This window comes from Bacillus sp. SORGH_AS_0510 (assembly GCF_030818775.1).
Classification (GTDB): domain Bacteria; phylum Bacillota; class Bacilli; order Bacillales; family Cytobacillaceae; genus Neobacillus.
The window spans coordinates 2,418,757-2,434,394 of record NZ_JAUTAU010000001.1; the positions used below are offsets into that span (position 1 = coordinate 2,418,757).

Annotated in this window: 15 protein-coding genes; 14 read left to right on the forward strand and 1 reads right to left on the reverse strand. The window is 37.7% G+C overall.

Going from position 1 to position 15,638, the window contains the following annotated elements; all coding sequences use genetic code 11:
* Positions 1 to 6: 6 nt before the first annotated feature.
* The 6 genes from QE429_RS12460 to QE429_RS12480 all read left to right on the forward strand — a co-directional run bounded on the left by QE429_RS12460 (position 7) and on the right by QE429_RS12480 (position 7,025).
* The gene (locus QE429_RS12460) at positions 7 to 198 is read left to right on the forward strand and encodes a YbxH family protein (RefSeq protein WP_307287337.1); all 192 of its coding nucleotides are present in this window, start codon (positions 7 to 9) and stop codon (positions 196 to 198) included.
* Between the two features lie 99 nt (positions 199 to 297).
* Positions 298 to 387, forward strand: a complete 90-nt coding sequence (locus QE429_RS24445) for a putative holin-like toxin (RefSeq protein ID WP_373463196.1) — start codon at positions 298 to 300, stop codon at positions 385 to 387.
* Between the two features lie 191 nt (positions 388 to 578).
* The gene (locus tag QE429_RS12465) at positions 579 to 3,155 is read left to right on the forward strand and encodes a DEAD/DEAH box helicase (RefSeq protein WP_307287338.1); all 2,577 of its coding nucleotides are present in this window, start codon (positions 579 to 581) and stop codon (positions 3,153 to 3,155) included.
* A 170-nt stretch (positions 3,156 to 3,325) separates the two neighbouring features.
* The gene (locus tag QE429_RS12470) at positions 3,326 to 4,600 is read left to right on the forward strand and encodes a glycoside hydrolase family 18 protein (RefSeq protein WP_307287339.1); all 1,275 of its coding nucleotides are present in this window, start codon (positions 3,326 to 3,328) and stop codon (positions 4,598 to 4,600) included.
* Positions 4,601 to 4,713: 113 nt separating this feature from the next.
* Complete coding sequence (gene dacB / locus QE429_RS12475; protein ID WP_373463251.1) at positions 4,714 to 6,144, forward strand: D-alanyl-D-alanine carboxypeptidase/D-alanyl-D-alanine endopeptidase; 1,431 nt, start codon at positions 4,714 to 4,716, stop codon at positions 6,142 to 6,144.
* Between the two features lie 158 nt (positions 6,145 to 6,302).
* Positions 6,303 to 7,025, forward strand: a complete 723-nt coding sequence (locus tag QE429_RS12480) for a CBS domain-containing protein (protein WP_307287341.1) — start codon at positions 6,303 to 6,305, stop codon at positions 7,023 to 7,025.
* 45 nt (positions 7,026 to 7,070) lie between these two features.
* On the opposite strand, the gene QE429_RS12485 is transcribed toward QE429_RS12480, so the two are convergent.
* Entirely contained in the window at positions 7,071 to 7,811 is a 741-nt protein-coding gene (locus QE429_RS12485; RefSeq protein WP_307287342.1) for a hypothetical protein, read from the reverse strand.
* Between the two features lie 202 nt (positions 7,812 to 8,013).
* Between QE429_RS12485 and QE429_RS12490 the strand changes: the two genes are divergently transcribed.
* The 8 genes from QE429_RS12490 (at position 8,014) to eutL (ending at position 15,607) form a co-directional block, all read left to right on the forward strand.
* Positions 8,014 to 9,444 (forward strand): sensor histidine kinase, encoded by a 1,431-nt coding sequence (locus QE429_RS12490; protein ID WP_307287343.1) that lies wholly within the window; start codon positions 8,014 to 8,016, stop codon positions 9,442 to 9,444.
* 2 nt (positions 9,445 to 9,446) lie between these two features.
* Complete coding sequence (locus QE429_RS12495; protein WP_307287344.1) at positions 9,447 to 10,019, forward strand: ANTAR domain-containing response regulator; 573 nt, start codon at positions 9,447 to 9,449, stop codon at positions 10,017 to 10,019.
* A 121-nt stretch (positions 10,020 to 10,140) separates the two neighbouring features.
* Positions 10,141 to 10,482, forward strand: a complete 342-nt coding sequence (gene eutS, locus QE429_RS12500; RefSeq protein ID WP_307287345.1) for an ethanolamine utilization microcompartment protein EutS — start codon at positions 10,141 to 10,143, stop codon at positions 10,480 to 10,482.
* Positions 10,483 to 10,500: 18 nt separating this feature from the next.
* Positions 10,501 to 11,004, forward strand: a complete 504-nt coding sequence (locus QE429_RS12505; protein WP_307287346.1) for a EutP/PduV family microcompartment system protein — start codon at positions 10,501 to 10,503, stop codon at positions 11,002 to 11,004.
* Between the two features lie 131 nt (positions 11,005 to 11,135).
* Complete coding sequence (locus tag QE429_RS12510) at positions 11,136 to 12,602, forward strand: ethanolamine ammonia-lyase reactivating factor EutA (protein ID WP_307287347.1); 1,467 nt, start codon at positions 11,136 to 11,138, stop codon at positions 12,600 to 12,602.
* Positions 12,599 to 13,975 carry an ethanolamine ammonia-lyase subunit EutB gene (locus tag QE429_RS12515; RefSeq protein WP_307287348.1) on the forward strand — a complete coding sequence of 459 codons (1,377 nt, stop codon included), beginning with the start codon at positions 12,599 to 12,601 and terminating at the stop codon, positions 13,973 to 13,975. The genes QE429_RS12510 and QE429_RS12515 overlap by 4 nt, the downstream gene beginning before the upstream one ends.
* 1 nt (position 13,976) lies before the next feature.
* A complete protein-coding gene (gene eutC / locus QE429_RS12520) occupies positions 13,977 to 14,939 on the forward strand; it encodes an ethanolamine ammonia-lyase subunit EutC (protein WP_307287349.1) in 963 nt (320 codons plus the stop codon).
* A 14-nt stretch (positions 14,940 to 14,953) separates the two neighbouring features.
* A complete protein-coding gene (gene eutL, locus QE429_RS12525) occupies positions 14,954 to 15,607 on the forward strand; it encodes an ethanolamine utilization microcompartment protein EutL (protein WP_307287350.1) in 654 nt (217 codons plus the stop codon).
* Positions 15,608 to 15,638: the final 31 nt, after the last annotated feature.

Here is a 15,638-nt window from a genome sequence, read left to right on the forward strand (position 1 = left end):
ATGAACATGGGAGCTATTGAGCGGAATGGGTATCGCTTTGTACCTGAATACAGTGTGATTCAACAAAATGGGGCCATACATGTTTATAAAAGAAATGACTTTATTGAAGAAATTCAATTTAAGTTCTCGGGTAATTTTCCAGAACTGGATCAAATCGAGGATCTAGTCGATAAGTACTGTGATTTACACAATATTTAAAGAACGCTTGTTCGGTATATTGTTTAGTGATATAATTGAAAATGCAATAGTATAGATTTCTCAAGGGTGGACGGCACACTCTCCTATTGAAAGGGGGTGATGCTTTTGACAGTTTTTCAAGCATTGACGTTAGCTATTTCCTTTGCTAGTCTGATTGTCACTGTTCTGTCTTTCCACAAAAAAAAATAACCCACCCTTGAGCCGGCAAGCAGAAGTGGTGGATTATGCCCTTATGCCGATCCCCTTTTAGGGAATCAACTATTGCATGACCGAGCATGTCTCAGGACTCTCGGTCTTTTTTACTATATGATCATCTATACTCACATTATACATAACTTTATGAAAAAAGGAAAATCAAAATATAAAGAGGAGGCGTCTAATTGAGTAAATTACTTACAATTTACCCTCAAGCGATTGAACACACTAAAATAAAGATTCAAGAAGACATGGACCGTTATTTAGAAACAAAGGATTTGTTGCCGTCTTTTGAGCAGTATTTAACTGAACGAAGTCACTATATTGAACAGATATGGGTGAATGTCTGGTTAAATAAATCAACAAATGATGTTCCGAAAAATGAAAAAAAATCATATCTAAGTGAAAAAGGCTATGAGATACAAGGGATAGACCGAAAGTTAATAAATAAGTTGTTTAGAGATGAAATGAGAATGTATCAACCATTCGATGCACTTGCGTGGGTTAAAGAAACATATGTTGGAAAGGAAGAAATGTGGGAAAAAGGGTATCATCATGCAAAAGAAAATTACTTTAGACAACAAGAGCAAAAACAGCTAGAAGAAGAAAAGCAAGCGATACGGATGGAAATTGAAGAAGCTGCGAGTGACATTATTGAACAGAACTACGAATGGTTCTACCTAAATATTCGTTACTTTGTTGCCCGCCAATTAAGGGCAGACATTGAAAACAATACGAAATTTCAAGAGGTTGATACATTTGCACTCGAAGAAAAACTAGTCGGTGAAGGTCGGTTTAATCCTGCTTCCTATACTACTGTAGCTACTTTCTTTAAAGAATTAACAGGTGATATTCATAAAACACTTCATTGGGGCAGAAGTTTTTATGAATATCAAACTTATTTTTTTGTTTATGAAAGTTTAATATCTGATTATTTAACAGAGCTAATTCCACAGGAAGTTTTAAAAGTGCTCTCACCAGAACTAAAAAATAGGTTTTTGGATACCGCCCATGAACAGTTAACTGCCTCATTTGTAAAGGGAAGTATTTCACAGCTGCTTTATGATGTTGAAGGTTATTTTATAGAAGACATTCAAGAGGAATACCTTTCAGACTTAATCAAACTTGTTGATATTCCTTTTGATAGTACAGTACACAAGGAAATCCTTGAAAAAGACATTCAGGCAAGGGAAAAAAAGAAAATAGAAGAAGAGGAGGAGCTTAAACGGAAAAAAGAAACAGAAGAGCGGATGATGAAGGATATATTTGGGGCTGAGTATGATCCATCACTGAATCGTCATATTCGTTATGTTCTTCACATTGGCGAGACCAACACTGGAAAAACTCATCATGCCCTAGAGAAAATGAAAGAGGCAAGTAGTGGGCTATATTTAGCACCACTTCGGTTATTAGCTTTAGAGGTATATGATAAGTTAAATTCAGAAGGAATACCTTGTTCCTTAAAAACAGGCGAAGAGGAAAAAATCGTCTCTGATGCGAGACATATATCCTGTACAGTAGAAATGTTTCATGAAAAAGAGTTTTATGAGGTAGTAGTTATCGATGAAGCACAGATGATTACGGATAAGGACAGGGGATTTTCCTGGTATAAAGCGATCACGAAAGCTAATGCTGAGGAAGTTCACATCATAGGGAGCAGGAATTCTAAGTCCATGTTGCTCCAGCTGTTGGGAGATTCGGACATTGAAGTGAATGAGTATTCCCGGGATACCCCATTAGAAGTTGAAAAAAAAGAATTTCATATCAAACATGTGAAAAAAGGGGATGCTCTCATTTGTTTTTCAAGGAGGCGAGTTCTCGAAACGGCATCAAGATTACAAAATGATGGCCATTCAGTCAGTATGATTTACGGCAGTATGCCTCCCGAAACGAGAAAAAAACAAATAGAGCAATTTATCAATGGAAGAACAAAGGTCATTGTGGCTACTGATGCCATTGGGATGGGTTTAAATCTGCCCATTCGCAGGATTGTATTCTTAGAAAATGAAAAATTTGACGGCACAAGAAGGCGACTGCTCACTTCCCAGGAAGTGAAACAAATTGCTGGTCGTGCGGGTAGAAAAGGAATCTATGATGTCGGTAAGGTGGCATTTACAGCTGATATAAAAAAAATGAGAAATCTGCTTCTACAAGAGGATGAACCTGTCCATACGTTTGCCATCGCTCCTACTAATTCGGTTTTTGAAAAATTTCAGCGCTATTACCATGATTTAGGAACGTTTTTTGAGTTATGGGAGAAATTTGAAAGTCCGAAAGGTACGAAAAAAGCTTCACTTTCAGAGGAGAAGGCGTTATATCATTTAATTGCAGGAACCGAAATTGAAGCTAGGCTTTCATTATTGGATTTGTATGGATTTTTACACTTGCCTTTTTCAAAAAATGAACAAGTCCTTATCAGACAATGGGAAGATACTATGTATAGCATTATTCATGGACTGGAACTTCCAGAACCGATTGTAAAAGAAAGGAGCCTTGAAGAACTAGAACTAAGCTACAAAGCGATCGGATTGCACCTCTTATTTTTATATCGTTTGGGTGAACGAACTGAGGCAATTTATTGGGAACGACTCAGGGAAGAAGTGAGTGATCGAGTCCAAGATCGGTTAAAGACAGAAATAAAAAAGTTTGTTAAGAAATGTAAAAACTGTGGTAAAAAGCTTCCATGGGACCATGCTTTCCCAACCTGTGATGCATGCCATGCTGCAAGATACAGGAAATATAAGTATGGTGATAACTTATAATTAATAGTAGTTTCAAATGAAGGGGCTGGCTCAAAACTAAAGAAGACAGCCCCTACAATTCAATATTAGAGGAAGACGAACTTGTCTAGTGGCGAGTTCGTTTTTTTGTTTGGAGGAAAGTATATTCACTTTTTATGACCATATGATGGTAAATAAGGGAGAGTGATATTATGGCTGTTCATGTAGTAGCTGCTGGCGAAAGCTTGTGGACCATTTCAACATTTTATGGTGTTTCGGTAGAAACAATAGTAGAGCTTAATGGGCTGCCATCCGCTACTTCTATTGTGCCTGGTCTTGCTCTATATTTACCCGATACTCTGCTCACAAACCGTTCCTATAGAATAAAAGCAGGGGATAATATTTGGCAGCTTGCACAACATTATAAAACAACAATTACAAGTATTTTGTCTGCAAATCCCGGTTTGGACCCGAATCGTCTTATTATTGGGCAAGTGTTAAAAATCCCTTCACAAGTAAAATTAGAAATAGCCACACTTGGATTCTTGGTGCCATCGTCAAAAAGTGCAAATGCAATGACCATAAACTTATTGGCAGGACAACTAACATATGTAGCGGTTGTTGCTTATGCTTTTACAGAAGAAGGTTATGCTTTTAATCAGGTAGATGATACTGAGATTGTGACACGATGTAAGGAGTTGGCGATTATTCCGTTATTGATGATTAGAAATTATACGGGCAATGAATTTAGCTCTGATTTGGCGGGGAAGGTGTTAGGTAATCCTGTTTACCGAACCAATTTGATTGCAAGTATAGTAAATCTAACGATACAAAGAGGATTTGGCGGGGTAAGTATAGACTTTGAATTTATTCCACCTGGCAGACGTAACGATTTTAATATTTTCTTAACAGAATTAAAGCTCGCATTGGGTGATCTTATTTTGCATGTGAATGTACATGCAAAGATAGCGGATATTCCAACCAACCGCATAATTGGTGCTTATGATTATGCAGCAATTGGGAAAGTGGCAGATATTATGGCTGTGATGACGATTGACTATGGTTATCCAGGGGGCCCGCCCGATCCAATTGCTCCGATTAATTGGATGGAACAGGTGATTCAGTACTCTCTTACACAGTTGGGTCCAGCTAAACTACAAATTGCTATCCCCCTTTATGGGTATGACAAGATGGTTCCAACTAATCGAACCCGAGCTCTTTCCGTTCTTGCAGCCCAGAATCAAGCCATTTCAACTGGCTCTATAATTGATTTCGACGCTGTCAGCCAATCCCCCTGGTTTCGTTACTATCAGGGAGCGGAGGAGCATATTATTTGGTTTGAGGATATTCGTAGTTTTATAGAGAAATATCGATTAATTGATATGTATCAGTTAGCCGGTACTACTTTTTGGCAAATAAGTTTGCCTGCACCACAGAATTGGCAATATATGAAGAATAATATTAATGTTTTGAAGGAGAAAGTATAGTGGTTCAATATTCCTTTTAAACATAAAACTGGTTCTTTTTGCACAAACTCTAGGAAAAAGGGAAGGTTGAACCAAGCTTGATAAAAAGAGTAAGATACTTATTATTAATCATCATGTTGCTGGGTGCCTCGGTTCCTCTTAGTCAGGTAAAAGCAATGAGCAACACTGCAAACATCACTGTACAGCTCAATCAACTACTTATGAAAGATCCTGCTTTACAAGGAGCCATTGCTGGAATTAGTGTTCGCTCTGCAACAACTGGTCAAATTATCTATGATTATCAAGGCAATGTTCGATTACGGCCTGCTTCCAATATGAAACTCTTAACAGCAGCAGCGGCGCTTAATGTTCTTGGCCAGGACTATACCTTCTCAACGGAAGTGTATGTAGGTGGGCCAGTTAAAAAGAAGACCCTAGAAGGAAATCTATATATAAAAGGAAAAGGAGATCCAACACTGTTAATATCCGATTTTGATAAAATGGCAGAGGGTATTCAAAAGCAGGGAATTAAAACAATAAAGGGAAATTTGGTGGGCGATGATTCGTGGTACGATAACGTACGGTATTCATTAGACTTGCCATGGAGTGACGAAACTGAACATTACGGTGCACAAATTTCTGCCTTAACAGCTTCACCTACATCTGATTTTGACGCTGGGTCAGTCAAAATAGAAGTGAAGCCTGGAATGAAAGATGGAGACACTCCAAATATAAAAATGACACCACAAACTAAATATGTAAAGGTAATAAATCTTGCAAAAACGGTTGCAGAGAATGAAAAAAAGAAACTGACCATTCAGAGGGAGCATGCTAAAAATATAGTTATTATTAAAGGGACTATTCCTGCAAAAGCAAAGACAGAAAAAGCGTATGTAGGGGTTTGGGACCCAACCCGTTATGCTGTTTCCCTTCTAAAACAATCTTTAATAAAACATGGGATTACAGTGAGTGGAAACATCAAAACAAGTAAGGTGCCTGACACCGCAAAAATAGTAACCATCCATCATTCTATGCCATTGTCTCAATTACTAGTTCCTTTCATGAAGCTAAGTAACAATGGTCATGCAGAATCTTTAGTGAAGGAAATGGGGAAGGTGGTAAAAGGAGAGGGCAGCTGGGAAAAAGGGTTGGACGTGCTAAAAACAGAGATGCCGAAATTCGGGGTCAATCCGGAAACTTTAGTTATTCGAGATGGCTCTGGTGTTTCCCATGTTGACTTAATCCCAGCAAACCAACTATCTCAACTCCTATTTTCAGTCCAGAAGGAAGAATGGTTTCCTAGTTTTCAGAAAGCATTACCCGTTGCAGGTATTCCTGACAAAATGATTGGGGGATCATTAAGGAATCGTATGAAAGGTTCGAGTACCCAAGGGAAAGTGAAAGCTAAAACAGGAACTATTTCAACAGTAAGTTCACTTTCTGGATATGTGCCAACGAAAAGTGGACAAACATTTATCTTTTCAATTCTTTTAAACAATATGGTGGAGAATGAAAAGGGAAAGAAAATTGAGGATCAGATTGTTACCATTTTAGCAGATCAATAATTTGAAATTTGAAATAATAAAGGACGAATGTGAAAATATCCAATAGAAGAAGCGGTTGCAAGTTAGCTACCGCTTTTTTATGAAAATTATTGATTTTTCAATTAAAATGTTGGATAAATAAATATATACGAGCAACATAAATGGGAGAGCAATTCTATATGAATAAGAAACAGGGTCCGTTACTATCGGAACGTTTTGAGGTAGCGTTTAATCAAGTACATGAGGCACTAAAAGATATTGTACAAATAAAAGATGATAGATTCGTAGTTTTAGTCAAAGTTGGCGCTAAAAAATATCAAATGATTGATACCTATAAAAAAGATTTAGAACAATATGCTAGACTTCGAAACGCCATTGTTCATGAAAAAATGGAGGTTGGCTTTTATATTGCAGAGCCAAATGCAAAGGTGGTTTCTCATATCGAAAAAATCGCCAACGTATTTAGCCGTCCTAATTACGCGCTGTCTATAGCAACGAAAAATGTTGTCTACTTTAATTATCAGGATAGCATTTTAAAAGTAACTGCAGCCATCAAAAAATATGGTTATTCAAAATTTCCAATTTATAAGAACAAGATATGCATTGGTCTCCTAACTGCAGGATCTATTGTAAAATGGATGGCTCAAAATATGGAAAGTAATCTGGTGAATTTATCCGATATTCATGTTTCCGACATAATGAAATATGAAAAAGAACAACCTATTGAAATCGTTTCTAAAGATATAAACATCTTTGATGTAGAGAATATTTTCGAAAAAGCCCATAAAAAGAAGCGGAAGCTTGAAGGTGTCATTATAACAGAGAATGGTGAAGCAGACGAGGCACCTCTAGGAATCGTCACCGCCTGGGACCTTATTGAAATAGATTATACAGTTGAATAAAAAGAGGATCATGACTATTTTGTCATGATCCCCAAGTATTAGGTATCAAAAATCAAACTCGCTTAACTGATCCATGTGGCTAGCAATCATTGCAATTATGGTACTTGCTTCTTCTTTACTAAAAATAAAATGAGATTCATCTTTAATTAATTCTTCATCCGTTGTCCATATTCGGTTTACACGTCTAAGTACACCGTCTCCGGTTTCTTGGACCACACCAAATTGATATGTAACTTCCACTTCATCTTCATGCTTGAAGGCAGTTACCTCTGGAGTGGACCATTCTACGTCAATTTCTTCAAATATATCGTCTTCGTTCAGTTGTTCTGCTTCATAGTATTCATCATCGTTATCATCGTCAATCGTTTCATAGACAACTTTACTCTCGAACTCCTCCTCCTCGTCAACACAACCCTCTGAAGTATTCAGGAAAATCCCCTCATCAGTGTAATGATCTTCGTCGTTCATATAATCATGAAGACTTTCGTGGACCTCTTGAATAATTTCTTCGATGTCTGAAAGGATGATCTTCGCAGTATGACCGCTGTCTACGTCGAAGGTATCAATATAAAACTCTTCGTTTTGCGGGTCAAAAAACAAAGTGCAGAAAAAGTCACGGTCAAGTTCTTCGGTATCAACATCTGCAGTATCGACGAAAAATTCGATCCTTGGATGTTTGGCAGCTCTTTCAATCGTCATCTGACCAACTTGATCATATTCTTCGCAAATAGACTCGAGATGCTCCTGTAATTCTCCACATACTCTGTCAAACCATTCTAATGACATCAACCATCCCATCCTTTCAATCTTTATCGAGGTTATTATTGCCAAGTTTAAAAAATATATTTAACAATGAGACCCTAATTAACTTTTTATTGTTGACTTATACTTGTAGTAAATCATCAAAATATTGCTATTTGACACTAAATATAATGATATATAAAATATTTAATATATTTGCATATTTATAGATACAGGGGGGATATGGATGACGAAAAACGAAATAAGTGCAGTGTATTCCCTGTGTAAAATACATACAGATCTTACAGATGAAGATATTCAAAAGATAAACGAAGTGGTTCATAACCTACCATTGATTGCAGATTTAAACCAAGCAAATGTATTTATTGATTGTCCTACGAGAGAAAGAAAACATGCGATTGTGGTAGCTGAAGCTTCACCAACAACAGCGAAATCCGTGTATAAAAATCCTGTAGTTGGCAAGTTCGCTTATGAAACTTTTGAACCTGCTGTCTTTTATGTACTTCGAACAGGTAAGCCTATTTTCTTAAACCATGCATTAACACAAGAAGGTAAAAAAGTAGAGCAGAGTGTAGTCCCAATTGAAGGCAATGATAACCGGGTAATAGGGACATTAATTATGGAAAAGGACATAAGTGATAAGTTGCATAACCAAAACAAAATGAAAACGTTAACAGAAGCGAATGAGACACTAAGTGAGCTCCTTCTTGGGATGGCTGAAAATAGTCCTTTTATTCCTGAAGTAATTGAAGAGTCTTTGTTTATTATTGGCCCTGATTTGCACATTCAATATGCGAATCCGTCCGCCATGAATTTATTATTAGAAATATGTTCCAAAGAATATAAAAATGGAACATCCTTTATTGACTATTTTCCTGATCTACGCGAGGTTTGTATTCTACCGGATGAATTAGTCATTCAAGAGGTGAAGATTAAAAATAAAGTCTTTCAGATGAAAAAGATTAATCTTGTTCAAAACGATAAAAGCAGTGGTTCATTCATTATCTTTCGTGATTTGACTGAACTCAGAGAAAAGGAACGAGAACTAACAGTAAAGACTGTAGCAATTCGAGAAATCCACCACCGTGTGAAAAATAACCTCCAAACGGTCGCCAGTCTTTTGCGACTTCAAATGAGAAGAGGAGTTCCTGAAGAAAGCAAAGTCCATTTTATTGAAAGTCTCAATCGGATTTTAAGTATTGCTTCTGTTTATGAGATTATCCTATCAAATTCCAGCATTGATGATGTGGAGATTTTTAGTTTAATTGAAAAAATAGGAAATATGCTGGTTTTTAGTAATGATCATGATAGTAAACATATTTCAATTGAATATTCAGGTCCAAGGCTGTTGATTAAGTCAAATTTGGCTGTTTCTGTTGCATTGGTCATAAATGAACTTATTCAAAATTGTGTGAAACATGCGTTTACTGGTTTAACTGATGGAAAAATTAAGGTGACCATTGAGCACCTAGGTCCGAACATTTGTGTTCAGGTACAGGACAATGGAATAGGTTGTCCTTCCTCCAATAAGCATTCCTTAGGTTTGGATATTGTGAAAATGATGATTGAACATGATTTATCAGGTCAATTTACTATCGTAGGAACCAGTGAGGGAACGACTGCCACAGTAGAATTCCCCTTAGAAAGGGAGTATTAACATTGAAAAAACGTATTATGGTAGCAGAAGACGAGTCACTCGTTCGATTAGATGTTTCCTACATGTTAAAGGATGCAGGTTATGAAGTAATTGCCGAAGCAGCGGACGGAGAAAAAGCTGTTGAATTAGCATTTAATCTAAAACCAGATTTAATCATCATGGATATAAAACTGCCAAAGTTGAATGGGTTAAAAGCAAGTGAGATTATTTCGAATAAATTTAATATTCCAATCATACTTTTAACAGCTTACAGTCAAAAGGAATATATTGAAAAAGCAAAACAAGCCAATATTCTTGGCTACTTAGTAAAACCTATTTCTGAGGCTAATTTAATTCCTGCAGTTGAGATTGCACTACGGCAGGCAGAAACCACAAACCTTTTCAAGCAAAAAGTAGAAGAAATGAATAAAGAGCTGGAGAATCGTAAATTAATTGAAAAAGCAAAAGGAATTTTAATGAAACAATTGAATTTACCAGAAGAAACAGCTTACAATAAAATGAGAAATATCAGTATGAAAAAGCAGCTCCCTATTGAAAAGGTAGCAAAATATATTCTCTTGAAATATCCCAGCTAAACGAATGAACTACAAGTAAATAATCGTGAGCAAAGGTGCTTAATAGATTTTATTTTTTTTAAAAATAAAGTCTATTAAGCATTTTTTTGTCTCAATGATTGAAAATGGAGAGGTGTTTTTTATGAGTGAAGAGAAAAAACGATTTATACAAGAATTTGTCCCAGGCAAGCAGGTAACATTAAGTCATTTAATTGCCAATCCCGATCCTGATATGTTTGAGAAATTAGGCATACAGGAAGCAGGAGCACTAGGGATTCTTACTTTAACTCCGAGTGAAACAGTTATTATTGCAGGGGATTTAGCGACGAAAGCCGCAAATGTCAAATTAGGATTTCTGGATCGTTTTACAGGTAGCTTAGTTATTGTGGGGAATGTGTCAGAAGTAGATATGGCTATGAGAGAAATCAATCGCTTTCTGTCTGAAACCCTTCATTACACACCAGCTCAAATTACCAAATCGTAATGAAAAGGAGAGGTATAATTGATTAAAAAGAATAGGGCCATGTTAATCGGATCAATAGGTGCAGGAAAATCTACTTTAACTAACGCACTACTTGGTCGTGAAGTAAAAGCTGTAAAAACTCAATCCCTCTTATATTATGATTGGGTTGTTGATACGCCTGGCGAATATACTGAGAATCCTCTTTTTTACAAAAATATCATGGCAACTGCATTGGAGGTTACTCATGTCCTATATTTGCAAGATAGTACGAAAAAAAAATTGATTTTTCCACATGGGTTTAGTATGGGGATTAATAAGGTGCCTATTGGGGTCGTTACAAAGAGTGATTCGGAGCAAGCAGATGTTAAAGGTGCAGTTGAATTATTAAAAAAGGTAGTAGGTAATAAAGGACCTATTGTGATTACTTCAGCCCTTAATAATGAAGGGATTGATGAAATTAGAGCTCTAGTTACTATGAATACAGTACAGGAAATGAAGGCATATATTGATAAACAACCCTCTCCATTCATTATTTTTAAATGAAAGCCTTTACAATGTTCAGAAATTAATTTATATTATGATTACAAATGAATTTACAGGCAAAGGCGCCTCTTTTAAACGATCTAATTCTAGATGGTTTAAAAGGGGCGTCTTTGTTTTTGGGGAGATGGGATATGAAATTTATTAGCCCACATAAAGAAGAGATGATCAGTGCTGGAATTGATATCGGAACGAGTACAACGAAAGTAGTGATTAGTAAGTTTACATTGATGAATATGGCTGGCGGGGCACATGTTCCTCGCATCGAGATTATTGATAAGCAGGTCGTTTATCGAAGTCCCATTTATCGAACCCCACTTCTATCTCCAACTTCAATCGATATCGAAAAAATTGAGGCATTAGTAAAAGATGAATATAAAAAAGCAAGGGTTGAGCCTAAAGATATTAAAACCGGGGCTGTCATCATCACGGGAGAAACAGCAACGAAGACAAATGCAGAAGTAATGATCCACCAGCTATCGGATCATGCCGGTGAATTTTTGGTAGCCACGGCCGGACCAGATCTAGAAGGGATCATTGCTGCAAAGGGTTCTGGTGCCTATGAGTACTCGAAATCATCAGGAAAAGTTACTGCCAATATTGATATCGGTGGCGGAACAGCAAATATAGCAGTTTATAAATCAGGGCAACTTTGTGGCACTTGTACACTCCATATTGGCGGTAGACTAATAGAATTTCATGACTCAAAAATCAAAAGTATTTCACCCCCTGTGAAGAATCTACTGAATTATTGGGGGACAATCATAAATGAGGGACAATCCATAAGGTTAAATGAAATAAAAAGAATTACTAATTTTATGGCTGATGTGATTGGAAGGATGCTACAAAAGTCGCTTACGAAAGAAGACCAATTCCTTTTATTAGGTCATGAACCTAATTGGCAGGAAGATGTAGAGGCTATTATGTTTTCAGGAGGAGTTGGTGAATGTATCTATCGTTATGAAGACGAGTCTGCTAACCCAGCCCAATATGATGACATAGGCATGGTACTGGCTGCTTCCTTGAAAGAAAATGTGGTCTTACATAAATGGTCATGGGTCAAGCCGGAGGAAACTGTAAGGGCAACCGTCTTAGGTGCGGGGTTGCAAACAACGGAAATCAGCGGGGCGACCATTGAGGTAGATAGTAGCCAATTACCACTTAAGAATTTGCCGGTTTTTCAAATCCGATTTGACAAAGATTTTAACGAGGTAGTGGATTCTATTTCGAAAAAGCTGATAGAAGCAATTGAACTATATGATCCCCAGAAGGAAGGTCAGAATTTTGCCCTTTATTTTTCGAATCTACCCTATTTACGCTTTCGAGAAATTGACGAATGGGCAGAATGCATCCTACAAGGGCTGAAGCAAAAACCGAATCAATCGCAGCCTGTGGTCCTTGTTTTAGATAGAGATTATGCAAAAGTACTTGGACAAACGATTAATCGGAAAGATTCTTCGCAATCGGTCATTTGCATAGATCAAATTACCGTTGAAAATGGTGACTATTTAGACATTGGTCGCGTACTAGAATCGGATGTTGTTCCGGTCATAATAAAAACTTTAACATTCCAGAATGAAGAAAGGGGGACTTTGAGGTGAGATTAAAGACGAATTATTTCGGCACAGTCTACCAATTTTCCTCATTAAAGGACTTATTCGCAAAAGCAAACGAAGAAAAATCAGGTGACCGCTTAGCAGGTCTTTCAGCAGAAACCGTACAAGAGCGAATAGCTGCAAAGGAAGTATTAAGCAACCTAACACTTCATGATATTAGGGAGAACCCGCTACTATCTCCTGATGAAGATGAGGTCTCACGCATTATTGAAGGTCAAATTAATGAACCAATCTATCAATCGATTAAAAATTGGTCCGTTTCCGAGCTTAGGGAGTATATCCTAAATGATACAACCACTGGTGAAGATTTAAAGCGGTTAAGCAGAGGTTTAAATAGTGAGATGATCGCTGCAGTTGCGAAAATCATGTCCAATTTAGACTTGGTTCATGCAGCAAACAAGATTGAGATTCTATCAAAATGTAATATTACGATTGGTCAAAAAGGGGTGCTTGCTTCAAGACTACAGCCTAACCATCCAACAGACAATGTTGAGGGAATGATGGCATCCATGAAAGAAGGTCTTTCTTATGGAATTGGTGATGCGGTCATTGGTATCAACCCCGTGGATGATTCAGTAGAGAGTGTTAAGAGACTGCTACATGCTACCCATGACTTCATTCAAAAATGGGAAATACCAACACAAAACTGTGTGCTAGCCCATGTTACTGCTCAGATGAAAGCACTCCAGCAAGGAGCTCCTGCAGATATGATTTTCCAAAGTATCGCAGGAACCGAAGCCGCTAACCGTTCATTTGGTATTACTACTTCCCTTTTAGAAGAAGCCAATGAAATGGCTAAAGTATATGGAACTGGAACAGGGCCACAGCGTATGTATTTTGAAACGGGCCAAGGCTCTGAGTTATCAGCAGAGGCACATTATGGCATCGATCAATTGACCTTAGAATCACGTAATTATGGCTTTGCTCGATACTTTGATCCTTATATCGTAAACACAGTGGTTGGCTTTATTGGGCCGGAATATTTGTACAACAATAAACAGGTAATCCGAGCAGGGCTAGAAGACCACTTTATGGGTAAAATGCATGGGATTCCGATGGGAGTAGATATTTGTTATACAAACCATATAAAAGCAGATCAAAATGATATTGAGGATTTAGGTGTGCTTTTAACTGCTGCGGGAGTGAATTTTATCATTGCTGCACCAATGGGTGATGACTGCATGTTGAATTACCAGTCCTTAAGTTATCACGATGTGGCAACCTTAAGACAAACATTGAATAAGCGCCCTGCTCCATTGTTCGAAGAGTGGCTTGAAAAGATGGGGATTTTTGAAAATGGTAAGTTAAGTAAAAAGGCAGGAGATCCAACTATTTTTTCGAGGGTAGGAGGTGTTTAGAATGAACCCTGAGTTAGTTGAACAAATTACCAAATTAATATATGAAAAATTACAATCACAAACTGTGGTGACCGATGAACAGACGTCATCAGAAGTAGAGGTGAAGTTTTGGAATCATAATGCAGATAGTCAATCACACCCTTCAGCGAGTAATAACTGTCAACCAATTAAAGAAAAGATGCATCGAACCTTACAAGATGAAATTGAAGAAATTAACATAGAATCAAAACCTGTTATTGGAATTGAATCTCCATTTGATAAGGATGAATTAGCATCTTTGATTAGTAAAACACCTGCAAGAATTGGGGTGGGGAGAGCGGGACTAAGACCTAAAACGAATACCTGGTTGAAGTTTCGATACGATCATGCAGCTGCAGTGGATGCTGTGTACGGTGATGTAAATCCTGGTTTATTAGAAAGTTTATCGCTTTTTAAAGTAAACACAAAGGTGGCTGACAAAGAAGTGTATGTAAGACGGCCTGATTTTGGGCGCAAGCTTTCTGAAGAATCTAAGCAACTGATTACACAAAAATGCAAAAAATCTCCGACTGTTCAAATCATTGTATCAGATGGTTTAAGTTCAAAGGCGATTGATGAAAACTTAGAGGATGTTTTTTTATCTCTTAATCAAGCTCTACAAGGTTTAGGCCTTGATGTTGGGACGCCTTTTTTCATTGAAAAAGGAAGAGTAGCTGCCATGGATGATGTTGGAGAGCTGTTAAAGCCAAAAGTGATTGTGTACTTGATTGGAGAGCGTCCAGGTCTTGTGAGTGCGGAATCTCTTAGTGCCTATCTATGCTATGAACCCCGCTTAGGGACAATTGAGGCGGACAGAATGGTTGTATCAAATATTCATAAAGGTGGAATACCGCCGGTTGAAGCCGGTGCCTACCTAGGTACAGTCATTCAAAAAGTATTAAAATATCAAGCTAGTGGAGTTTCGCTAGTTCAAAAAGAACAATAAGGGGGGACTTGTTTGTGACCTTAGAGCGAATTCATGCAGAAATATTAGCTGTCCGAATTATCCCAAACGTAGACTCCGCCCTTGCTGAGCAGTTCCAACTAGAGCCCAATCATCGTAGCCTGGCCATTTTTACTTCCACCATTGATGATGTTGGTTATACTGCATTAGATGAGGCTACAAAAAGAGCGGATGTAGAGGTAGTTTATGCACGCTCATTCTATGCGGGTGCAGCACATGCCTCTGGACCATTATCAGGTGAAATGATTGGCATCCTAGCTGGTCCAACACCAGATGAAGTGAAAAGTGGAATGGAGGCGGTCATCCAGACAGCAGTAAACGATGCTTTTTTCGAAGCGGTAAATGAGGATAAAAGCCATGCGTTGTATGCCCATGTTGTAGCAAGGACGGGAAGCTATTTATCGAAAGAAGCTGGAATTAAGCAAGGGGAAGCTCTTGCTTACTTGATTGCTCCGCCACTCGAGGCAGTTTATGGAATTGATGCAGCGTTAAAGGCAGCAGACGTAAAGTTAGTTAAATTTTTTGGCCCGCCATCAGAAACGAACTTTGGAGGGGGACTTCTGACCGGTTCGCAATCAGCCTGTCAGGCAGCAGCCGATGCATTCCGTGAGGTTATTCTTGATATCAGCAGAAATCCAAGACAAATGTAATTAACTACTATTTTTAAAGAAAGGTGTGTAT